Here is a 20,667-nt window from a genome sequence, read left to right as displayed (position 1 = left end):
ACATGGCCGACGCCATTGCCATCGATTGGAACTGGCGAGTACGGCCCGAGCCAGGTCGAGCACAGGCCGCCGTGGCTTGGGGCGAAGTCGCTGCGCGCCTGCTCGCACGGTTGCTGCGCATGCCCGAAGACCAGACCATGCGGCTGCATGCTACTGCCAACCGTGACGTGCTGATCGTCACAGGCAATGCCGACGACCTGCCGTGGGTCGAAGGTGTGGACTACGCCTGCACCGAGCCCGCCGCACCCGGTCTCTGGTTGCCCACCAGTTGGGAACCCGATGCACCGCTGGACCTGATGGGACAAGCGCTGCTCGGCCGATTCGCGCGTGCGCCACTGCTGCTGTGGCATGCCCCCAGGGCAGTGGTGCCGCTCGACCGATGCCTGCCCGTCACGGCCCGGCATCTGCAACGCATTCAGAATGGTTGGGCAGGTCGCTGATGCAATTACCCCAATCCCTGCAACCCTGGCGAGACTGGCTGCACTGGTTTCCCCCCGAACAGTTGCCCTTGTTGGCGGACCTGTTTGCACGCCTCAACCCGTTGCTAGGCCCATTGCGCGGCATGCAGCAGGGCGGCGTGCCCGAACCCGACGGCCTTGGCGATCTGCAACGCCGTGGCCCGTATGAGCGACTGCTGACCAGCGAGTGGTTGCTGGCCGACGAACTGCCCGACGAGTTCCTGCGCAGAGCGGCAGTTGGCGAACATCTGTTTCTGGCGCCGCAATACCGCACTCATCAGGCCAACCGCATGATCGTCGTGCTGTTCGACGCCGGCCCGCTGCAACTGGGCGGACCACGGCTGGTACACCTGGCGCTGCTGATCCTGCTCGCCCGCCGTGCCAGCGAAGCCGGGGCCGAACTGCGCTGGGGTATTTTGCAAAACGCGCCACAGTTGCATGAGTTCAAGAGCGCTGCGCATTTGAAGCAACTGCTCGCCGCCCGCTCTTATCAAATAGTCAGCGATGAGCACTGGCATACCTGGCGCATCTGGCTGGCGGGACAGGAACATGACAACGGCGAACGCTGGCTCGTCGGTCAGCGACTGCCTGCTACCGACGCCCGTTCCTGTACTCATCGGGTCCAGATACAGGGCAGCCTCGATGGCCGCAGCCTGATGTTCGCGTTGCAAAACGGAAGCACCCGACAAGTCGCCCTGCCCAACCCCAACCAGCGATTTGCCTTGCAACTGATCAAGGGTGAGTTCGATGTCGCACGACAGCTGGCTCGCACCCCGGTCAAGACCCTTATTCCAAGGGTTGCGCTGACGTTGCCCCCGGTCATTGCTAGCAACGGCTCCCATGTCGCCCTGAAACTGCTCGACGAACCCGGGCTCGTGTTGATCAAGCTTCCAGCTCCACGACAGAAAAAGCCGCTCGACGTTCGCCGCACTCTCTGGACCAACTGCGCTACGCCGCTGGCGATCATGTTCCGCGGCCGCACGCCCAGCGCGATCCTGAGCATCAACGAGCAGCTGGTTTTCTGGAACATGACCGGCCTCAAACCCATCGCCCGACCTGAACGTGACCAACTGCAACTACCCGTGGGCACTGCCACACTGCTGCCCGCGGTGTGGCTGCACAACGGCACCTACGGCAGGGTTTTCCTGCTCGACAGCCAAGGTCATCTGGCCTTCTGGGTGGTCGAGAACCAAAAGCTGCCTACTCCGCACCAGCCTGGTGTCACCCACCCGATGGCCGATAAGGTGGTGGGTATGGCGCAGGTCGATCTCAGTATGCTGGCCTATCTGCGCCATGATGCCGGTCGACTGTACGTCCACCGGATCAATCCCTGGATCAGCCAATCTCCCGGCCATGTGGTAGGCACCACGGACAAGGTCGACCAGGTGCTGTTCCCGGCAAGTCCGCGCTGGAACAAAGCCTTCTACGGTTGCGCATGGATGCGTCTGGTCGACGGGCAACAGAAGTGGCAGATGGTGGCCTCCGACCTTCAGACCAGACAGGTGGACCTGGCACCCGGCTGGAAAGGGCTGGGATTGCTGATAGGAGAGGACGAGGAGTTTTCCATGGTCCTGCTCGGCCCTAACCAGCAGACCGTCGCCCTGTACTGCCGGGGTGAGCAAGATGTGCTGTTCACTACCAGCGAAACCATTGCCAGAATCAGCTTTTGCCCGATGAGCGGGCTGATCGCCGCTTTGACCAATGCTCGGGAACTAGTGGTGTATTCGGTGCGGGACGAGCTCAGGATATTGCAGGTCATGTGCAATCAGGCCCAAACGCAGTCGGAGAGCGACGCCCATGTCCGGACTTGAAGCAGTCATGATTCGCCGTCCAGCATTGAGCGGTTATCAGCCGATCGAGGCGCTGTGGTTCCCCGTCGAACGCTTCAGCGAGAAGGAACGGGCGCGGCTGATACTCAGCCACTGGCAAACCGACGCCAGGGCCTATCGCTTTGCCGACGGCGACTTGCTGCGCTTTCCCAAGGCGCGCGCCATGCTGTGTGAAGGACTCGCTGGCTGGCCACTGATCCGCCAAGGCGGAACGCTTTGCTCAGCGCGGCTGAGCCCTGAAGAAATGCAGCGTCTGGCCCACGCCGATGTCTGGTTGGTACGCGGCACGCAGGTCAATACCCTGCACCTGCGGGAAGCCAATATTCTGGCTCCCAGCCAATGGATCGACGTCAACCAGTACGCCTTGCTCGACACTTACAACTGTCAGGACGTATTGCCGGAGCCGCAAGCCGATCCGCTGGCGGTACAGACCGACATACGGGAAATCCTGGGTGACTCGCTTGCGCCGGTCAGTCCCGAGCGAGAGGCGGTGATGCAAGCCCTGCTAGAACGCCAGCGTCAGACCGCTACTCCTGGCGTACCTACGGCGCGTCACAGCCCCGCGAATAATCCGCAGAGTACCGGCTCGTTACACTTCCTGCGGGGTCTCATTGCATTGGCAGTGGGTATTGGCCTTTACCAAATGCTTTCCCTCAACGGCCCGCAGTTACCAGCCGCTACCCGTGCTGCTGAGACAGCCAAGCCGCCACGCTCTGTGGATCCCTCCACGTTCGATCTGGGCAGCGTCTTGATCTGGACAGTAATTGGCGCGGTACTTTTCACCTTGATACTGATGGCGATGCGTGCCTGGATGCGACGCAACGGCACCCATTCGGCAGCAAGCCATGCGCCCCCTGCCGCTGCCGCCAACGCCGCCCGACCATCGAAGCCGCCGATGCCGCCACGGGCGTCGGGCCAACCACGAGGCCCGGCCAGATGGCGGCGCTGGCTGACGCGCCTGACCCAGAATTCGCGTCTGTCAGCACTCTACGGGAAGCGTCAGGCCGCTTACATGCAGCGCATGTTGGAGATGTTCGAAAACGGCGACTTGGAAGAAGCATTGCGCCATGCCATCCCGCTGGGCGGCGGCCAGGGCAATGCAGGTCAGGCCTTCGGCACGCCTAACAGGCGCCAGGATCTGACGCTTAGCCAGCATTCAGGGCCCCGCACCAGCATGCTGTTTGAGGCAGGTCTTGAGACCCATCTCAAGCAGATCTACCGGCAGTCCTTTGAGCGACTGGATCGCGAAGGGCGCATCGAGGAGGCCGTGTTTGTCCTGGCCGAGCTGTTGAGGGCACGCCACGAAGCGCTCGACTATCTGGAAAAGCACCAGCGCTATCAACAGGCGGCTGACCTTGCGCTGGCCTGGGATATGCCCACCTCGACCATCGTACGTCTGCTGTGCCTGGCAGGGGATTGGCAGCGAGCTTTGCAAGTGGCGCGGCGCGACAACGCGTTCGCCGATGCCGTCCTCATGCTCGAAAAGAAATGGCCGGAAGCCGCCGCGCGTCTGCGCTTGGAATGGGCGCTGGCCCTGACTGAAAAAGGTCTGTGGTTGCAGGCGGTGGACGTGGTCTGGAGTCTGCCGGCAGAGCGCGAACGCGCCACGCAATGGCTGCTGGCCGCCGAGGCTGCGGGAGGTAGCCTGGCTATCAACTCACTGGTGAAACGGGCAATCCTGCTTCCCGACACCCTTTCGACATACGACAGCTGGGTCGAAAAACTGCGCAACGAACCCGAGCGGGTCATGGAACGCGCCACCCTGGCCCAGGCGCTGCTGGCACACAAGGCCCACAGTCCCGCCCTGGCTTGGCTGGCTGCCGCGACCGTGCGGGCGATGATCTGTGACCAGACCAATCAACAAGCTTATCTCACTCAGAACCAGTTTCAATCGCTGGTGAAAATGAGCAAGGACAAACTGCTCCAAGCGGACCTGCCCGGTAGCGCCCTGCCCCGGAACAAAGTCCTCAATCAGAACCTTGAGCGGGTAAGCACCCCTTTGTCGTTCACGGCGCCGGAAAGAGGCAACCGGACTATCTGCGATGCCGTGCCCTTGACCGACGGACGTTACCTGCTGGCACTGGGCGAAGCTGGCGCATTGGTGGTCGAGGCTAACGGCAATACAGTCTTCCACTTTCCGGTGCCCACCCAGACCATCGTGCTGGGCCACAGCCGACGGGTCGCGCTGGCGCTGGCGCGTCGCGGCGACGTCTGGCGCATCTGCAAGCTGGATCTGGTCAATCGCAGCGCCAGCGATCTGGGCGTGCTGATGCTGGACGCTTTCGCCAAGCATTTCGACGGCACGGCCTGGACCATCGGCCGAGGCTCGCAATTGCGTGTTGTGGATGTGGATCGCCGGTTCGACACTCTCTGGCATGTTGGCGATCTTCCTGGACAGGTTGCCTTCCTTCGGGATGACGAGCGCAACGAATCCGTATTGCTGGACACCCCTCACGATTTCCAACTCTGGCATTACCGCCTGCCTGACCGCCGATTGCTCAGCCGCGAATCCATGCCCGCCCGGCGTGAGGAGCGCAGTTGGCAGGTGTATAACGCGGCCGGTCGGACCACTGAATTCTGGATCGAGCATGAAGCCAACAGCGATCCCATGCTGAGGGCCTACGAGGGCGGCACGAGCACGCGCTATCCCTTGCCCGATCTGATTCAGGGGTGTACCGATCCGTTGCACATCTATTCGTTCGAGCAGTGGCTGGTGGTCTGCTACGCAACCGGCGACGATGACGCACGTTGGCACTTTATCCACCGCCATAGTCAGCGGTTATGTACCGTTTTGGACTGGCCGCTGCAGGATGCGAAATTGCGTTGCGTGGGCGATGAATGGGTGCTCTTCGACCATCAAGGCCGGCTGTGGCATATCGATATAGTCAGCTCTATGGTGCGCAGTTTGTCGGTGTAGTGAAGCGTCGCCGAGGTGGAGGGTTTATGAGCGCTTCGCACTCAAACGGGGGCAAACTCCCTCTCCACGGGGTTGGGTTGCTATGGCTTTGTGGTGTCAGAGGCGGCGGTCTGATTTCTGCTTGCCTCTCAATTGATTCGCCTAATCAAACTGGCCCTTATATCTCGCGACCTTTTCAGGAAACAACTCTTCGTAAAGAGGACGAGGAATGCCGAGAATGTTTATCTCGATCAATTCGAGCAGAAGCTCTTCCGAGTAGTCCAGAATGCCAATGCCAGCACATGGAATAACCAAGCCCGCTTCGGTTTGAGCACAAAGCGCTAAAGCCGATTGATCAAGGTGATTTACGCGGCATTCTTGCTGGATAGCCTGGTACCCATCGGCTGGGACGAATTGACCGAAAGCAACGCCCATTGGAGGATCTCCATTCTCCAGGGCTGAATAGCCCACCAAAACCGGTCCGCTGTAGATTGAAAATCGCGCCAATTGATTGTCCCTTCTTGCCGAGTAAGTCGGACATTACAGATTTCGTCACTTGTCTGCGAAAAAGCGAGGGCCTGCCATGCTCTGCGCCAGCCGAAACAGGCAATCACGACTGACCGTTTTTGCCACTTGCTTTTCCTTTCAGCCAACTTGCTCAAACCTATGAGTCAGGCGCTTGCGTCATTCATCAGTTGGCGCCGGACCTGCAATGAACACCTGAATAATTACGGGCATGTACGTCTCCAGTCAGGTCTTGATGATCAACATCGAGAAGGTGCGTCGCGGGCCGATACCGCCGTTGACCGGTGCCCCGACGCTGACCAATACGTAGCCCGCATGGTAGGTGGGTAGGATTTCATTGGATACAACTCTGTAGCAACACGATGGGCTGCTACGCTCAAACAGCGGCTAAAAGCAGTGCCGTTTCCTGGACTCCCACCGCCATCGCGCTTGGAACTCTCCCGCCATGAAACCACTGTATTTGGCCTTATCGCTTACCTGCCTCTCATACCCTGCCCTGGCCGAAACCCTCACCTTCGCAACATGGAACCTGGAGTGGCAGCGGTCGGCTCCGCTCAGCCAGCGTGAGTTCGAGGAGTGCTCCCAGATCAAGGCCGCTGATCGCGAGCGACTTGAAGAAACACACCCCTACCGGTGGGAATGCAAATCGCCGGCGCAGATAGCGGACATGAAGGCCGTGGCGGCACAGCTGAATGCTGATGTGATTGCCGTGCAGGAAGTCGAGAGTCCTGAGGCGCTTCAGCAGATCTGGCCGCAGGATCAGTACGATTTCTACGTGAACATGCAGAGCCCTTGGATACAGCGCACGGGGTTTGTTGTCCGCAAATCCAGCAGGCTTGAGGTCGGGAGGCTCGGCGATGTTCGCCCGCTTGGAGAGGCCTTCAAGAGTCATGCTCGCCATGGCGCGGAGTTACCCGTGACGATCAAGGGCATGACCCTCAAGCTTTTATCCGTACACCTCAAAAGTGGCTGTTTTGACCAGGCATTGAACAGCGGGTATGCGACCAAGCGTGATAAAGCTAACGGGGTCGTCACCTGCGACGTGCTTAGAAGGCAAGCACCAGCTCTGGAAGCCTGGCTCGATAAGGCAATCCAGTCTGGCGCTTCCGCAGTGATTATCGGCGATTTCAATCGTCGATTTGACGCGGAGGTTGAACACGAAACAGCGCCAGAAGTGAGTCTTTTTGCTGAGCTTTCAGATGGCGAGCCTTCTGCTGCCAGGTTGTTTCGCCCAACCGAAGGTTATGAGGCCCTTCCCGAATGCCGGGGCGGAGGCTCCAAATGGTTCATTGACCACGCATTGATAACTCGCGAGTTAAGAAAGCGCTATGTGGCCGGTTCGTTATCGGAGTTTCCTGTGCCGATGAAGGGTTCTGACCATTGCCCGCTTGTTTTCAGGATGAGGTTCTAAGCGGTTGATCGACTGGCCCATAACCTGTGGGAGCGAGCCTGCTCGCGATAGCGGTCTGTCAGTTGACGAAGTGTAGGCTGGCAGGGCCCCATCGCGAGCAGGCTCGCTCCCACAGGGGGAATGGGATTTGATCTTTAATTGAGCGGCGCTTTTTGGGGGCGCTTTGCAATAAAAAACCCGGCGTCCTGCGCCGGGTTTTTTAGTCAGTACGCGATCATCATTTGGAACTGGCTTGCGCCGCTTCAACGATCAGATCCGCCACTTTCTCCGGGTTGGACGTCATCACCACGTGGGAGGCGCCGGGGACGGTGACGGTCTTTTTCGAGCCCGCACGGTCGGCCATGAACTTCAGGGCAGCCTCGGGGATGTTCTTGTCCGCCGAACCGTAGATGAACCAGGACGGCAGTTTTTTCCAGGCCGGATCGCCAGAAGCTTCCTTCAAGGCCGCCTCGCTGATGGGCCGTTGGGTGGCGGCCATCAGTGCGGACTCAGCCGCTGGAACGTCGGCGGCGAACTGTTGGCCGAATTTGTCCTGCTGGATGTAGAGGTCCTTATTGCCGTCGTCCAGTGGCACCGGTGCGGCCAGGGTCGGCCCGAGGGTGCCGCCCGGGTAACGGCCGGACAGTTCGATGGCGGTTTCGCCTTTGTCCGGGGCGAAGGCCGCGACGTAGACCAGCGCTTTGACCCGCGGGTTGTCATGTACGGCGTTGGTGATCACGGCGCCACCGTAGGAGTGGCCTACGAGGATCACCGGGCCGGCGGTGTGCTCGACGATGTCAGCGACATAGTCGGCGTCTTGCTTCACGCCGCGCAGCGGGTTGGCGGCTGCCACCACCGGGTAGCCCTGGCTCAGCAACCGGGTGGCGACGCCATTCCAGCTGGACGATTCGGCGAAGGCGCCATGCACCAGCACGACGGTGGGCTTGGCGGCGTCGGGTTGCGTGGCGGCTGTGCTCTGAAGGGAAGTCAGCGCCATTGCTGCGGTGATGGTGGCGGCCAAGAGCGATTTGAGACTGAGCATGATCATTCCTTTTCTTTTATAGGGATGCCGGGCTCATGTGCGGCGCTGGGCGGCACATGAGCCCGGCGATGGGCTTACTTGCCGAGGAAATTCAACAGGTCCTGATTCAGGCGGTCCTTGTGGGTGTCGGTCAGCCCGTGGGGCGCACCCTGATAGACGATCAGCTCGGCGTTCTGCACCAGCTCGGCGGCGGCATGGGCGGAGGCCGCGATCGGGACGATCTGGTCATCGTCGCCGTGCACAATCAGGGTCGGCACGTCGAACTTGGCCAGGTCGGCGCGGAAGTCCGTTGCCGAGAACGCCGCGATGCAGTCGTAGGTGTTCTTGTGGCCCGCTTGCATGCCCTGCACCCAGAACGAATCGATCAGCCCCTGGGAGACCTTCGCCCCGTCGCGGTTGAAGCCGAAGAACGGGCCCGAGGCGATGTCGCGATACAGCTGCGAGCGGTTGTCCAGTGAGGCCTGGCGCAGGCCGTCGAACACTTCGATCGGCAGGCCGCCCGGGTAGTCTGCGGTCTTGAGCATCATTGGCGGCACGGCGCTGATCAATGCGGCCTTCTTCACCCGAGCGGTACCGTGGCGACTGATGTAGCGGGTGATTTCGCCGCCACCGGTGGAGAAGCCCACCAGGGTGACGTCTTTGAGATCCAGGGCGTTGATCACAGCGGCCAGGTCATCGGCGTAGTGATCCATGTCGTTGCCTTCCCACGGCTGGCTGGAGCGGCCATGGCCGCGGCGGTCGTGGGCAATCACCCGGTAGCCTTGGTCAGCCAGGAACAGCATCTGAGATTCCCAGCTATCCGAATTCAACGGCCAGCCATGGCTGAAGGTGACAACGGGTCCATCCTTCGGACCCCAATCCTTGTAGTAGAGCTGTACGCCGTCCTGGGTGGTGATGTAGCTGCCGTTCTGGGTAGGGATGCTGGTGCTCATTTTTTTGCTTCCTTGTTTTAGGCGGTCGGGATGACGGCCTCTGAAATGTATTGGAGAAATATGTCGTGTCTGAGAAGGCCGCTTTGCTGGCTGCGAGCTCAGGAGATCACCGCCGCCCGGCGTACCGATGCCTGCCTGGCCTGGCTGCGTTTATTGGCCTGGGCCAGCTTGCCGACCAGTCGGATCGCCACGGCGGCGCAGGTGATGCCGAAGGGCAGCACGTACCAGTCGCTCATCGGGATGCGCTTGAAGTTGGAGAGGGCGAATACGGCGGCGATGACCCACATGCCAGTGACGTGCAAGGTCTTCCATGCCTTGGGGCCCAGCAGCCGGGCGGGTGCTTTGAATGAGGTCAGCGCCATCAGCAGGATGAAGGTGTAGGCGGTCCCGCCTGGAATGTTGTTCGCCACGGTGCGGGCCGGCCAGAACTCGGTATTGAGCTGCCCATAGGCGTAGATCAGCACAGCATGCACCAGGTGCGAGAAGGCAAAGGCGAGGCCGATGAAGCGTCGTTCGCGAACCAGTGCCTTGGAAAGCGGCGAAGGCACCAGTACGGCGAAGGCCGACGCGGTGAACGCGATCAGGAACAGTGCGAAGGAGGAACGGGCGGTGGCGCGGATGGCGCTGCGCAGTCCCTCGACCAGGTCGGGTTGGACAGCGACTGCCGTGATGCTCATCGCCACCACCAGGGCTGCGACCAGGCCGAACAGCTGCCAGCCCTGGGGGCGGTAGGATGGGGTATGCATGGCAAGATCTCCTGTCGTATGGGTTCGCCATTCAGGGGGCCTGATGGCGATTCGATGGGGAAAATTCTTGCAAGGAGATGTATACCGCCTATGTTCGACAACCGGCGGTTATACGTTCTTTTGAGTACGCGAATGCGCTAGATACAATGGCTTACAAACGCACGTCTATGCGTCCCGCCGGTAGCGGCTGCACTTGATGTGCAGCCAGCATGGCCTACCGATTGAGGCCGAAGTCGAGGGTCACGCAAAGACCGCCACCGTCGCGGTTGCGCAGACTCAGTGCCCCACCAATCGCGACAGTCAACTGCTGGGCGATGGCCAAACCCAGGCCGGTGCCGCCGGTGCTGCGGTTGCGTGAGCTTTCCACCCGATAGAACGGTTTGACCACCTCGGCGAGGATTTCCTCGGGAATGCCCGGGCCCCGGTCGAGCACGCTGATCGTAACGCCCGTGCTCGCGTCGCCGCTGATCTCCACTTCGGCGGTGCCGGCGTACTTCAGCGCGTTATCCACCAGATTCACCAGGATACGGCGCAGGGCATGGGGCCGTGTCTCGATGACCGCGCCGTTCGTGCCGCGCAGGCTGACCTCCCGGCCGGTGTCCTGGTAGTCGCACACCAGGCTGTCGAGAAAGGAGTCCAGGCTGATGCGGCAACTGGCCTCGGTCGCCCCATGGACGCTGCGCGCATAAGCCACGCCTTCGCGCACCAGGTGCTCGATTTCGTTCAGGTCGTTGCCCAGTTTGTCTTTCTCCAGCGAGTCGTCCATGAACTCGGCGCGCAGCTTCATGCGCGTGATGGGCGTCTGCAAGTCATGGGAAATGGCCGCCAGCAGTTGCATGCGCTCCTTCAGGTAAGCGGCGATCCGCGCCTGCATGCTGTTGAAGGCCCGGGCGGCGTAGGCCACCTCACGTGGGCCGCTTTCATCCAACTGCACGGGGTGTGCGTTCGGGTCGAGGTTCTCCACGGCCTCGGCCAGGCGGCTGAGGGGGCGTATCGCGATCCGCACGGCCAGCCAGGTGCAGCCGATCAGCAACACCAGCTGACCAACCAGGACAAAGGGCAACCAGGGCGACAACGGCTTGACCGAGGGGCGCACGTCGATGGTGACCGGGCTGCCGTCGGCCAGTCGCACCTGGGCCTGGAAATGCTGCTGCGGCCCGGGGATCTCGACGAAGGTCAGGTCATAGTTGCTGCCCAGCGAGACCTGAAGGGATTGCGCCGCTGTCGCCGCGAGATCGTTCGAGGCCAGTGGAATGCCCGGGTCATGTTCGCGCAGCAAGTAATCATAGTTACGCCGCTGCAGACGCTTGGTCCACGCCAGGCGCTCGTCGGCAGGCAGACGGTCGAGGATGGCAATGGAGGTCGCCGTGTCGTGTTCGAAGTTGCCCAACATGGCCGTCTTGGTGCTTTGGTAACGTTCGTAGTACTGGGCTGCGAACGTCAGGGACTGGGCGAGTATCAGACCGACCAGGAACACCAGCCACAGCCGCGAGGCCAGCGTGCGGGGCCATTGCAACGCGAGCTTCATGCCTGCTCCTCGAGCATTTCGACGGCGAAGGTAAAGACGTAGCCTTCATTGCGCACCGTCTTCAGGTAGAGCGGTTCCCGGGCGTCATCCAGCAAGCGCTGACGCACGCGGCTGACCAGCAGGTCAATGGAACGGTCGAAGATGTCCGCGTCACGGCCCTGGGTCAGGTTGAGCAACTGGTCGCGGCTCAGTACCCGCTGAGGATGATCGAGGAACACCCGCAGCAACCTGTATTCGGCGCCGCTCAGCGAGACGAGGGTGTCGTCTTCATCGAGCAGATGGCGGGCGGTGGTGTCGAGGCGCCACCGGCCGAACTTGAGCAGGCGACCGCTTTCGGTGACGACGAAGTTGGGCGGCAGCATGCGGGTACGCCGCAGCACGGCATTGATACGCGCGAGCAGCTCCCGGGCGGCGAAGGGCTTGGCCAGGTAGTCGTCGGCGCCCATTTCCAGGCCAATGATGCGGTCGGTCTCGTCGGTGCGCGCCGTCAGCATCAGCACGGGGGTCGCCTTATGCTTGCCGGCGCGCAGTTCGCGGCACAGCAGCAGCCCATCGTCCCCCGGCATCATGATGTCGAGCACGATCAGGTCTACCTGGTTGGTTTCGAGAAAGGCCCGCATCTGCCGGCCATCCGCGACCACGGTGGTGCGCAGACCGTTCTTCTTCAGGTAGTTGCCGACCAGTTCCCTGATCTCGCGATCATCATCCACGATCAATACGTGATCGACATGTTCCATGCCCTGCTCTCCGAAATACGCGCATCGAGTGCGCAGTGTGACGATGCCCGGTTGCCGGTTGGCAGGGCAGCGCGGTTCTGCTTTTCCAGCCCGAGATTAAGCCAGAGCCCAGCCAAAACAGCAGCGATTGTATCGCTCTGTATCGCAACCCACCTCAGATACGTAACGCATCCAACCGAGGTGTTTCTCGACACGGCCGAGATACCTCACGGGCCTTAAATGAGCTCCATCGAGACAACATGAATCGCCTCGATGAAACCATCGAACTCATTGAAGGAAAACGACCATGAAACTGAAAACCATCGCTACCGCTTGCCTGATCACTGCCCTGAGCGCCGCCGCATTACCCGCCTTGGCCCAGGACAAAGCCGCCAGCGAGACCTACACCTACGGCACGCACCTGGACATCAAGCGAGTGGTCTCGCTAACTGAGGACGGCGGCCAGACCTGCGGCTTGGTAAATGCGCAGATCAACTACCTCGATTCGATGGGTGAGCAGCGGTCCCTGACGTACCTCAAGCAGGCAGACACCTGCAACAACGAAGGGAGCTGAGCTTCACGGCCCTCATTAAAGCCGCAATCATCGTGCAAACAGGAGTCACTATGAAGAAACTCAAGACCTACCTGACCGCTTTTGCCCTCGCATTGGGCGGCATGGCTGCCCACGCCAATGCCGCCGGTGAGCACAACCGAGGCAACAACGGCCTCTGCTACCAGCTCACACCGCTGAAGAAAACGCCCTCGCCGCGGGCAGTTGGCCTTTGAAGGCGTTGTGGGGTGTATCAGGAATGGCGGTCCAGTTTCTTGAGAAACACCGTCATTTCCTTTTCGGCCTGTTTGTCGCCATGGGCGCGGGCGGCTTCCAGGCCTTGTTCCCAGGCACTGCGCGCAGCCGCTAAGTCGCCCTGGCCCTGGTGAGCCTTGCCCAACAGTTTCCAGGCGGCCGAATACTTGGGGTCGAGTTCGACGCAGCGTTGCAGGTGTTCGGCGGCGCGGGGGAATTCGTTGAGGTCGAGATAGCCCTTGCCCAGGCCGAAGCGCAGCAGCGGGTTATCCACACCCTTGGCGAGCATTTTTTCCAGGGATTCGAGCATGGGGGCTTCCTTGTTGGTTGGGTCAGGATCGTTCCCACGCTCTGCGTGGGAATGCCTCTACGGACGCTCTGCGTTCGGCTCTTGAGGGGACGCAGAGCGTCCCTGGCTGCATTCCCACGCGGAGCGTGGGAACGATCGGCACTGCACATCCAGGGTCAGAAGAAGCTCAAGCCTACATGGAACAGCTTCTCGACATCGCGAATGTGCTTCTTGTCCACCAGGAACAGGATCACATGGTCGCCGGTCTGGATCACGGTGTCGTCATGGGCGACCAGCACTTCTTCGTCGCGGATGATCGCGCCGATGGTGGTGCCCGGCGGCAGGCCGATGTCGCGGATGGCCCGGCCGATCACTTTGCTGGACTTGGCATCGCCGTGGGCAATGGCCTCGATGGCTTCGGCCGCGCCACGGCGCAGGGAGTGGACGCTGACGATGTCACCGCGACGCACATGCGCGAGCAAGGTGCCGATGGTTGCCAGTTGCGGGCTGATGGCGATGTCGATGTCGCCGCCCTGGATCAGGTCGACGTAGGCCGGGTTGTTGATGATGGTCATCACTTTCCGCGCCCCCAGGCGCTTGGCCAGCAATGACGACATGATGTTGGCTTCGTCGTCGTTGGTCAGGGCCAGGAAGATGTCGGCGTCGGCGATGTTTTCTTCCAGCAGCAGGTCGCGGTCCGAAGCACTGCCCTGCAGCACCACGGTGCTGTCGAGGGTGTCCGAAAGGTAGCGGCAGCGGGCCGGGTTCATCTCGATGATCTTCACCTGGTAGCGGCTTTCAATGGCTTCGGCCAGGCGCTCGCCGATCTGCCCGCCGCCAGCGATGACGATGCGCTTGTAGTTCTCGTCGAGACGGCGCATTTCGCTCATCACCGCACGAATATTCGCCTTGGCGGCGATGAAAAATACCTCGTCGTCCGCCTCGATCACCGTATCGCCCTGGGGCAGGATCGGACGATCACGGCGGAAGATCGCCGCGACCCGGGTTTCCACGTTCGGCATGTGCTCGCGCAACTGACGCAGCTGCTGCCCCACCAACGGTCCGCCGTAGTAGGCCTTGACCGCCACCAGCTGCGCCTTGCCTTCGGCAAAGTCGATCACCTGCAGGGCACCGGGATGCTCGATCAGGCGCTTGATGTAGTTGGTCACCACCTGCTCGGGGCTGATCAACACATCCACCGGGATCGCTTCGTTGTCGAACAGGTCGGCGCGGGTCAGGTAGGCCGCTTCCCGCACCCGGGCGATCTTGGTCGGGGTGTGGAACAGGGTGTGGGCGACCTGGCAGGCGACCATGTTGGTTTCGTCGCTGTTGGTGACGGCCACCAGCATGTCGGCATCGTCGGCGCCGGCCTGGCGCAGCACGGTCGGTAGGGAACCCCGCCCTTGCACGGTACGGATGTCGAGACGGTCACCGAGGTCGCGCAGGCGTTCGCCGTCGGTGTCGACCACCGTGATGTCGTTGGCCTCGCTGGCCAGATGCTCCGCCAGCGAACCGCCGACCTGTCCTGCGCCGAGGATGATGATTTTCATCCGTTCACTCCTATCGAATCGGTCTTAGCCGCGTGCGGCGGCGATCTTGATCAGCTTGGCGTAGTAGAACCCATCGTGCCCGCCCTCTTGGGCCAGCAACTGGCGGCCGTGGGGCTGTTTCAGGCCGGCCTGGGTGGCGATGTCCAGTTCCCGGGCGCCGGGGGTGCGGGCGAGGAACGCTTCGATCACTTCGGTGTTCTCGGTCGGCAAGGTCGAGCAGGTGGCATAGAGCAGGATGCCGCCGACATCGAGGGTCTGCCACAGGGCGTCGAGCAACTCGCCCTGGAGCAGCGCCAAGGCAGCGATGTCGTCCGGTTGGCGGGTGAGCTTGATGTCCGGGTGACGACGGATCACGCCGGTGGCCGAACACGGCGCGTCCAGCAGGATGCGCTGGAATGGCTTGCCATCCCACCAGGCTGCAGTGTCGCGACCGTCGGCGGCGATCAGCTCGGCGTCCAGGCCCAGGCGCTCGAGGTTTTCTTTCACGCGCACCAGGCGTTTGGCTTCCAGGTCTACCGCCACCACGCCGGCCAGTTTCGGCTCGGCTTCGAGGATGTGGCAGGTCTTGCCCCCCGGTGCGCAGCAGGCGTCCAGCACCCGTTGCCCAGGCGCCAGCTCCAGCAGGTCGGCGGCCAGTTGGGCGGCTTCGTCCTGGACGCTGATCCAGCCGTCGGCGAAGCCCGGCAGGGCGCGCACATCGCCCGGGGTTTCCAGCAGGATGCCGTCGCGGCTGTACACGCATGGCCGGGCCGGAATGCCATTCTCGCCCAGCAAGGCCAGGTAGGCATCGCGGGTATGGTGGCGACGGTTGACCCGCAGGATCATCGGCGGATGGGCATTGTTGGCCGCGCAGATGGCTTCCCATTGCTCTGGCCAGAACGCCTTCAAGGCTTTCTGCAACCAGCGCGGATGAGCGGTGCGCACCACCGGATCATGCTCCAGCTCGGCCAGCAGGCTTTCGCTTTCCCGTTGGGCACGACGCAACACGGCATTGAGCAAGGCCTTGGCCCAGGGTTTCTTCAGTTTGTCGGCGCAGCCCACGGTTTCGCCGATGGCGGCGTGGGCGGGCACGCGGGTGTAGAGCAATTGGTAAAGTCCCACCAACAGCAGCGCTTCGACGTCGGCGTCGGCGGCCTTGAATGGTTTCTGCAACAGCTTGGCCGCCAGGGCCGACAGCCGAGGCTGCCAGCGAGCAGTGCCGAACGCCAGGTCCTGGGTGAAACCGCGATCACGGTCCTCGACCTTGTCCAACTGGGTCGGCAAGGAACTGTTGAGCGATGCTTTGCCGCTGAGCACGGCGGCAAGCGCCTTGGCGGCGGCCAGACGCGGGTTCATGAAGCCTCCACCGCTTGGCCGAGGACGCTGCCAACGGCGAATTTCTCACGCCGACTGTTGAACAAGTCGCTGAAGTTCAGCGCCTTGCCGCCGGGCAGTTGCAGACGGGTCAGGCACAGTGCCTGCTCGCCACAGGCCACGACGAGACCGTCCTTGCTGGCTTCGAGGATCTGCCCCGGAGCGCCCTTCCCTTCGGCGCACTGGGCGGCCAGTACCTTCACCGCTTCGCCGTTCAAGGTGCTGTGGCAGATCGGCCACGGGTTGAAGGCGCGGACCAGCCGCTCCAGCTCGACCGCTGGACGGCTCCAGTCGATGCGGGCCTCGTCCTTGTTCAATTTGTGCGCGTAGGTGGCGAGGCTGTCATCCTGCACTTCGCCTTCCAGGGTACCGGCGGCCAGGCCGGCAATGGCCTCGACCACGGCCGGCGGGCCGATCAGTGCGAGGCGGTCGTGCAGGCTGCCACCGGTGTCTTCGGCGCTGATGGGGGTGGCGACCTTGAGCAGCATCGGCCCGGTGTCCAGGCCCGCCTCCATGCGCATCACGGTCACGCCGCTCTCGGCATCGCCCGCTTCCACGGCGCGCTGGATCGGCGCCGCACCGCGCCAGCGCGGCAGCAGCGAGGCGTGACTGTTGATGCAGCCCAGGCGCGGGATGTCCAGCACCACTTTGGGCAGGATCAGGCCATAGGCAACCACCACCATCAGGTCCGGCTTCAGCGCGGCCAGTTCGGCCTGGGCTTGCCCATCACGCAGGGTCGGCGGCTGCAACACCTGCAAACCGTTTTCCAGGGCCAGTTGCTTGACCGGGCTGGGCATCAGTTTCTGCCCGCGGCCGGCCGGCCGGTCCGGCTGGGTGTAGACCGCGATGATTTCATGGGGGCTGGCCAGCAGGGCCTTGAGGTGTTCGGCGGCAAACTCGGGAGTGCCGGCAAAGACGATGCGCAGTGGCTCAGTCATGGAAGCTCTCAATCAACAACAGTCGCATAAAGAAAAAAGGCTTGCCGCGGCAAGCCTTTGAAGGGGGCATCAAGCATTCTGGCGATGGATCTTTTCCAGCTTCTTCTTGATCCGGTCACGCTTGAGGGTCGACAGGTAATCCACGAACAACTTGCCGTTGAGGTGGTCACACTCATGCTGGATGCACACCGCCAGCAACCCTTCGGCGAGCAGTTCGTATGGCTGGCCGTCACGGTCCAAAGCCTTGATTCTGACTTTCTGTGGACGGTCGACGTTCTCGTAGAAGCCCGGTACCGAGAGGCAGCCTTCCTGGTATTGGTCCATCTCGTCGGTGAGGGTTTCGAACTCGGGGTTGATGAACACCCGTGGCTCGCTGCGGTCTTCGGAGAGGTCCATGACGACAATACGCTTGTGCACGTTGACCTGGGTCGCGGCGAGGCCGATGCCTGGCGCTTCATACATTGTTTCAAACATGTCATCGACCAACTGACGCACTTCGTCGTCCACTACGGCCACCGGTTTGGCAATCGTGCGCAGGCGCGGGTCCGGAAATTCGAGAATGTTCAAAATGGCCATAAGCTTGATAAATGCACGTGTGAGGTAAAGTCGGGTGGCTGGCCTGGCGTGTATTGGGATGCAGGCTACCGTTGTAAAACGTTGCTCTTGATACGGAGCGAGCCACGGGGGCTCTGGCGTTTTACGCGAACGCACATGATAAAGGGATTCACCGCATGAGGAAATCACTACTCGCCCTGCTGCTCCTGGCCTCGGCCGGTATCGCGCACGGGCAAGTGCAACTTCGGGAAGGTTTCCCGCAGCAATACACCGTGGTCGCTGGCGACACGCTGTGGGACATTTCTGGCAAATACCTGCGCGAACCGTGGAAATGGCCCGAACTCTGGCAGGCCAACCCGCAGATCGAGAACCCGAACCTGATTTACCCCGGCGATACCCTGTCACTGGTCTACGTCAATGGCCAGCCACGGCTGACCCTCAATCGCGGCGCCTCCCGGGGCACCATCAAGCTGTCGCCGCGGATCCGCAGCTCGCCGGTGGCCGATGCCATCCCGAGCATCCCGTTGCAGGCCATCAACAGCTTCCTGCTGAGCAACCGCATCGTCGACACGGCGGCGGATTTCAACAAGGCGCCCTACGTCGTCGCCGGCAATGCCGAACGGGTGCTCAGCGGCGCCGGGGACCAGATCTTCGCCCGCGGCGCATTCGACACCGACCAGTCGGCCTACGGCATCTTCCGCCAGGGCAAGATCTACACCGATCCGCAGACCAAGGAGTTACTGGGCATCAACGCCGACGACATCGGCAGCGCCGAAGTCGTGGCGGCCGAGGGCGACGTCACCACCCTCACCCTGCAACGCACCACCCAGGAAGTACGCCTCGGCGATCGACTGTTCAGCGGCGAAGAACGCTCGATCAATTCGACATTCATGCCCAGCGCGCCGAAAACGGACATCAACGGGCTGATCCTCGACGTGCCACGGGGCGTAACCCAGATCGGCGCGCTGGATGTGGTCACCCTGAACAAGGGCCGGCGCGACGGGCTGGCCGAGGGCAATGTCCTGGCAGTGATGAAGACCGGTGAAACCGTGCGCGACCGCGTCACCGGCGAACCGGTGAAGATCCCCGACGAACGGGCCGGCCTGCTGATGGTGTTCCGCACCTACGACAAGCTCAGCTACGGCCTGGTGCTGTATGCCTCGCGCTCGCTGGCGGTGCTCGACAAGGTGCGCAATCCATAACGGGTCTCACAACTTACCAACAGAGTTATCCACAGCTTGTTCCCGTTTGAACGGGATATATGACGATCAAGGATTGATCACATGACATTGCCTGAATGCCCCCCGGTTTCCCCTGCGGAACTGGAGGCTCGCCTGCGCCTGCACCGCTTGCCGGAGCTGGGACCCAAACGTTTCATGACCCTGATGGAAGCCTTCGGCTCGGCTTCCAAAGCCCTCAGCGCGCCGGCCAGCGCATGGCGGGCGCTGGGGTTGCCCGTGGCGAGCGCCGAAGCCCGGCGCAACCCGGATGTGCGCGACGGCGCCGCCCACGCATTGGCCTGGCTGGAGGGTTCGGGCCAGCATTTGCTGATGTGGGACCAGCCTGACTACCCGGCACTGCTGGCACAGATCAGCGATCCGCCACCGCTGCTGTTCGCCGCTGGCGACCCCACCATCCTGGAAAAACCGCAGTTGGCGATGGTGGGCAGTCGCCGCGCCTCGCGTCCGGGGATGGACACGGCCGCGGCGTTTTCCCGCAGCCTGGCCAGCGCCGGTTTTGTCATCACCAGCGGCCTGGCCCTGGGCATCGACGCAGCGGCCCATCAGGCGGCACTGGATGTCGGCGGGCAAACCGTCGGGGTGCTCGGCACCGGCCTGGAAAATTTTTATCCACAGCGCAACCGCCGCTTGGCGGACGCGATGATTGCCCAAGGCAGCGCGGTGCTCTCGGAGTTTCCGTTGGACGCCCCACCCCACGCCAGCCATTTTCCGCGCCGCAACCGGATCATCAGCGGTTTGTCCCTCGGTGTTCTGGTGGTTGAAGCCAGCGTCGCCAGCGGTTCGCTGATCACGGCGCGCCTGGCGGCGGAACAGGGGCGCGAGGTGTACGCCATTCCGGGATCGATCCATCACCCGGGTGCCCGGGGTTGTCATCAATTGATCCGTGACGGTGCGGCGCTGGTGGAAACCGTGGAGCACATTCTCGAAGCCTTGCGCGGGTGGCAACGCCTGCCGCCGGCCCTGGAGCCGGCGCCTGTCAGCCATCCGCTGTTGCGCCTGCTCCATGCCGCACCGCTCACCAGCGAAGCGTTGGCCGAGGCCAGTGGCTGGGGATTGCCCAAAGTGCTGGCGGCGCTGACCGAACTGGAGATGGAAGGACGTGCCACCTGTGACAACGGCCGCTGGTTTGCGCGCACGCGCTAGGTTTTATGGGGAAGATCGGTAAACTGCGCACAGCCTTATCTTGTGTTGCGGAGAATCTTTCATGGTCAACAGTTGGCGTGTGCAACAAGCCGCGCGAGAAATTCGCGCCGGGGCGGTGATTGCCTATCCAACCGAAGCGGTCTGGGGCCTGGGTTGCGATCCATGGAACGAGGAAGCGGTGGAGCGCCTGCTGGCGATCAAGTCGCGGTTGCCCGACAAGGGTTTGATCCTGGTGGCGGACAACATCCACCAGTTCGACTTCCTGTTCGAAGACTTCCCCGACACCTGGATGGACCGCATGGCCAGCACCTGGCCGGGACCCAACACCTGGCTGGTACCGCACCAGAACCTGCTGCCGGAATGGATCACCGGGGTGCACGATACGGTGGCGCTGCGGGTCAGCGATCACCCTACCGTGCGGGACCTGTGCTCGCTGGTCGGGCCGCTGGTGTCCACCTCGGCCAACCCCCAAGGCCGCCCGGCAGCGCGCACGCGGATTCGCGTCGAGCAGTACTTCCGCGGGCAGATCGACCTGGTACTCGGCGGCAACCTGGGCGGGCGCAAGAACCCCAGCGTGATTCGCGACCTGGCCACCGGGAAAGTGGTACGGCCGGACTGAGCCCGGCCCCAACCTCCGGATTCAATACCTATCCAATGTGGGAGCGAGCCTGCTCGCGATAGCGCCGGGTCAGACGAATGAGTGTTGTCTGATACACCGCCATCGCGTGCCG

Annotated in this window: 20 protein-coding genes; 9 read left to right on the top strand and 11 right to left on the bottom strand. The window is 62.3% G+C overall.

Going from position 1 to position 20,667, the window contains the following annotated elements; genetic code table 11:
- The first annotated feature begins 2 nt into the window (after window positions 1-2).
- The 3 genes from ACODTO_RS19795 to ACODTO_RS19785 are packed head-to-tail and all read left to right on the top strand — an operon-like array spanning window position 3 to window position 5,204.
- Entirely contained in the window at window positions 3-440 is a 438-nt protein-coding gene (locus ACODTO_RS19795; protein WP_139641530.1) for a bpX5 domain-containing protein, read from the top strand.
- Window positions 440-2,269, top strand: a complete 1,830-nt coding sequence (locus ACODTO_RS19790; protein WP_489106942.1) for a hypothetical protein — start codon at window positions 440-442, stop codon at window positions 2,267-2,269. Before ACODTO_RS19795 ends, ACODTO_RS19790 begins: the two co-directional genes overlap by 1 nt.
- The gene (locus tag ACODTO_RS19785) at window positions 2,256-5,204 is read left to right on the top strand and encodes a bpX6 domain-containing protein (protein ID WP_489106941.1); all 2,949 of its coding nucleotides are present in this window, start codon (window positions 2,256-2,258) and stop codon (window positions 5,202-5,204) included. Before ACODTO_RS19790 ends, ACODTO_RS19785 begins: the two co-directional genes overlap by 14 nt.
- 141 nt (window positions 5,205-5,345) lie before the next feature.
- Here the strand turns inward: ACODTO_RS19785 and ACODTO_RS19780 are convergent, their stop codons facing one another.
- Window positions 5,346-5,618: a hypothetical protein gene (locus ACODTO_RS19780; RefSeq protein WP_139641524.1), complete on the bottom strand. Its 273-nt coding sequence runs from the start codon at window positions 5,616-5,618 to the stop codon at window positions 5,346-5,348.
- Between the two features lie 535 nt (window positions 5,619-6,153).
- Between ACODTO_RS19780 and ACODTO_RS19775 the strand changes: the two genes are divergently transcribed.
- On the top strand, window positions 6,154-7,119 hold the full coding sequence (locus ACODTO_RS19775; protein WP_489106940.1) for an endonuclease/exonuclease/phosphatase family protein: 966 nt from the start codon (window positions 6,154-6,156) through the stop codon (window positions 7,117-7,119).
- Window positions 7,120-7,336: 217 nt separating this feature from the next.
- Here the strand turns inward: ACODTO_RS19775 and ACODTO_RS19770 are convergent, their stop codons facing one another.
- The 5 genes from ACODTO_RS19770 to ACODTO_RS19750 form a co-directional block, all read right to left on the bottom strand.
- Window positions 7,337-8,146, bottom strand: a complete 810-nt coding sequence (locus tag ACODTO_RS19770) for an alpha/beta fold hydrolase (protein ID WP_175385359.1) — start codon at window positions 8,144-8,146, stop codon at window positions 7,337-7,339.
- A 68-nt stretch (window positions 8,147-8,214) separates the two neighbouring features.
- Window positions 8,215-9,072: an alpha/beta fold hydrolase gene (locus tag ACODTO_RS19765; RefSeq protein ID WP_489106939.1), complete on the bottom strand. Its 858-nt coding sequence runs from the start codon at window positions 9,070-9,072 to the stop codon at window positions 8,215-8,217.
- A 98-nt stretch (window positions 9,073-9,170) separates the two neighbouring features.
- Window positions 9,171-9,818: a ferric reductase-like transmembrane domain-containing protein gene (locus ACODTO_RS19760; protein WP_489106938.1), complete on the bottom strand. Its 648-nt coding sequence runs from the start codon at window positions 9,816-9,818 to the stop codon at window positions 9,171-9,173.
- Window positions 9,819-10,032: 214 nt separating this feature from the next.
- A complete protein-coding gene (locus ACODTO_RS19755; RefSeq protein WP_139641517.1) occupies window positions 10,033-11,346 on the bottom strand; it encodes an ATP-binding protein in 1,314 nt (437 codons plus the stop codon).
- Window positions 11,343-12,083 (bottom strand): response regulator, encoded by a 741-nt coding sequence (locus ACODTO_RS19750; RefSeq protein ID WP_139641515.1) that lies wholly within the window; start codon window positions 12,081-12,083, stop codon window positions 11,343-11,345. Before ACODTO_RS19750 ends, ACODTO_RS19755 begins: the two co-directional genes overlap by 4 nt.
- Window positions 12,084-12,369: 286 nt before the next feature.
- On the opposite strand from ACODTO_RS19750, the gene ACODTO_RS19745 reads away from it, so the two are divergent.
- Window positions 12,370-12,636, top strand: coding sequence for a DUF2790 domain-containing protein (locus ACODTO_RS19745; RefSeq protein ID WP_041023913.1), 267 nt, complete (start codon window positions 12,370-12,372; stop codon window positions 12,634-12,636).
- A gap of 50 nt (window positions 12,637-12,686) precedes the next feature.
- Window positions 12,687-12,848, top strand: a complete 162-nt coding sequence (locus ACODTO_RS19740) for a hypothetical protein (protein WP_175385361.1) — start codon at window positions 12,687-12,689, stop codon at window positions 12,846-12,848.
- A gap of 17 nt (window positions 12,849-12,865) precedes the next feature.
- On the opposite strand, the gene ACODTO_RS19735 is transcribed toward ACODTO_RS19740, so the two are convergent.
- The 5 genes from ACODTO_RS19735 to def form a co-directional block, all read right to left on the bottom strand.
- A complete protein-coding gene (locus ACODTO_RS19735; protein WP_175362237.1) occupies window positions 12,866-13,177 on the bottom strand; it encodes a tetratricopeptide repeat protein in 312 nt (103 codons plus the stop codon).
- A gap of 155 nt (window positions 13,178-13,332) precedes the next feature.
- Window positions 13,333-14,706 carry a Trk system potassium transporter TrkA gene (gene trkA, locus ACODTO_RS19730; RefSeq protein WP_139641511.1) on the bottom strand — a complete coding sequence of 458 codons (1,374 nt, stop codon included), beginning with the start codon at window positions 14,704-14,706 and terminating at the stop codon, window positions 13,333-13,335.
- A 24-nt stretch (window positions 14,707-14,730) separates the two neighbouring features.
- Window positions 14,731-16,041, bottom strand: a complete 1,311-nt coding sequence (gene rsmB, locus ACODTO_RS19725; RefSeq protein WP_139641509.1) for a 16S rRNA (cytosine(967)-C(5))-methyltransferase RsmB — start codon at window positions 16,039-16,041, stop codon at window positions 14,731-14,733.
- Window positions 16,038-16,997, bottom strand: coding sequence for a methionyl-tRNA formyltransferase (gene fmt, locus ACODTO_RS19720; RefSeq protein WP_489106937.1), 960 nt, complete (start codon window positions 16,995-16,997; stop codon window positions 16,038-16,040). The genes rsmB and fmt overlap by 4 nt, the downstream gene beginning before the upstream one ends.
- A 69-nt stretch (window positions 16,998-17,066) precedes the next feature.
- Entirely contained in the window at window positions 17,067-17,573 is a 507-nt protein-coding gene (gene def, locus ACODTO_RS19715; RefSeq protein ID WP_489106936.1) for a peptide deformylase, read from the bottom strand.
- 155 nt (window positions 17,574-17,728) lie between these two features.
- On the opposite strand from def, the gene ACODTO_RS19710 reads away from it, so the two are divergent.
- From ACODTO_RS19710 to tsaC, 3 genes are all read left to right on the top strand, one after another.
- On the top strand, window positions 17,729-18,754 hold the full coding sequence (locus ACODTO_RS19710) for a LysM peptidoglycan-binding domain-containing protein (RefSeq protein WP_489106935.1): 1,026 nt from the start codon (window positions 17,729-17,731) through the stop codon (window positions 18,752-18,754).
- Window positions 18,755-18,835: 81 nt separating this feature from the next.
- Entirely contained in the window at window positions 18,836-19,936 is a 1,101-nt protein-coding gene (gene dprA / locus ACODTO_RS19705) for a DNA-processing protein DprA (RefSeq protein WP_175362238.1), read from the top strand.
- Window positions 19,937-19,997: 61 nt separating this feature from the next.
- Window positions 19,998-20,555 carry an L-threonylcarbamoyladenylate synthase type 1 TsaC gene (gene tsaC / locus ACODTO_RS19700; protein WP_003196294.1) on the top strand — a complete coding sequence of 186 codons (558 nt, stop codon included), beginning with the start codon at window positions 19,998-20,000 and terminating at the stop codon, window positions 20,553-20,555.
- The last annotated feature ends 112 nt before the right edge of the window (window positions 20,556-20,667 follow it).

The sequence above is a fragment of the Pseudomonas sp. FG13 genome, assembly GCF_057809755.1.
The sequence above is the reverse complement of the archived record's forward strand: the minus strand, read 5'-3'. Positions and strand labels throughout refer to the sequence as shown.

Bases quoted from the DNA above. Each gene is read 5' to 3' on its own strand.
- ACODTO_RS19750 (WP_139641515.1), bottom strand. From the start codon at position 12,083: ATGGAACATGTCGATCACGTATTGATCGTGGATGATGATCGCGAGATC.
- ACODTO_RS19785 (WP_489106941.1), top strand. From the start codon at position 2,256: ATGTCCGGACTTGAAGCAGTCATGATTCGCCGTCCAGCATTGAGCGGT.
- rsmB (WP_139641509.1), bottom strand. From the start codon at position 16,041: ATGAACCCGCGTCTGGCCGCCGCCAAGGCGCTTGCCGCCGTGCTCAGC.
- ACODTO_RS19740 (WP_175385361.1), top strand. From the start codon at position 12,687: ATGAAGAAACTCAAGACCTACCTGACCGCTTTTGCCCTCGCATTGGGC.
- ACODTO_RS19790 (WP_489106942.1), top strand. From the start codon at position 440: ATGCAATTACCCCAATCCCTGCAACCCTGGCGAGACTGGCTGCACTGG.
- ACODTO_RS19795 (WP_139641530.1), top strand. From the start codon at position 3: ATGGCCGACGCCATTGCCATCGATTGGAACTGGCGAGTACGGCCCGAG.
- ACODTO_RS19765 (WP_489106939.1), bottom strand. From the start codon at position 9,072: ATGAGCACCAGCATCCCTACCCAGAACGGCAGCTACATCACCACCCAG.
- tsaC (WP_003196294.1), top strand. From the start codon at position 19,998: ATGGTCAACAGTTGGCGTGTGCAACAAGCCGCGCGAGAAATTCGCGCC.
- ACODTO_RS19710 (WP_489106935.1), top strand. From the start codon at position 17,729: ATGAGGAAATCACTACTCGCCCTGCTGCTCCTGGCCTCGGCCGGTATC.
- ACODTO_RS19760 (WP_489106938.1), bottom strand. From the start codon at position 9,818: ATGCATACCCCATCCTACCGCCCCCAGGGCTGGCAGCTGTTCGGCCTG.
- fmt (WP_489106937.1), bottom strand. From the start codon at position 16,997: ATGACTGAGCCACTGCGCATCGTCTTTGCCGGCACTCCCGAGTTTGCC.
- ACODTO_RS19755 (WP_139641517.1), bottom strand. From the start codon at position 11,346: ATGAAGCTCGCGTTGCAATGGCCCCGCACGCTGGCCTCGCGGCTGTGG.
- ACODTO_RS19770 (WP_175385359.1), bottom strand. From the start codon at position 8,146: ATGATCATGCTCAGTCTCAAATCGCTCTTGGCCGCCACCATCACCGCA.
- def (WP_489106936.1), bottom strand. From the start codon at position 17,573: ATGGCCATTTTGAACATTCTCGAATTTCCGGACCCGCGCCTGCGCACG.
- ACODTO_RS19780 (WP_139641524.1), bottom strand. From the start codon at position 5,618: ATGGGCGTTGCTTTCGGTCAATTCGTCCCAGCCGATGGGTACCAGGCT.
- trkA (WP_139641511.1), bottom strand. From the start codon at position 14,706: ATGAAAATCATCATCCTCGGCGCAGGACAGGTCGGCGGTTCGCTGGCG.
- ACODTO_RS19735 (WP_175362237.1), bottom strand. From the start codon at position 13,177: ATGCTCGAATCCCTGGAAAAAATGCTCGCCAAGGGTGTGGATAACCCG.
- ACODTO_RS19775 (WP_489106940.1), top strand. From the start codon at position 6,154: ATGAAACCACTGTATTTGGCCTTATCGCTTACCTGCCTCTCATACCCT.
- ACODTO_RS19745 (WP_041023913.1), top strand. From the start codon at position 12,370: ATGAAACTGAAAACCATCGCTACCGCTTGCCTGATCACTGCCCTGAGC.
- dprA (WP_175362238.1), top strand. From the start codon at position 18,836: ATGACATTGCCTGAATGCCCCCCGGTTTCCCCTGCGGAACTGGAGGCT.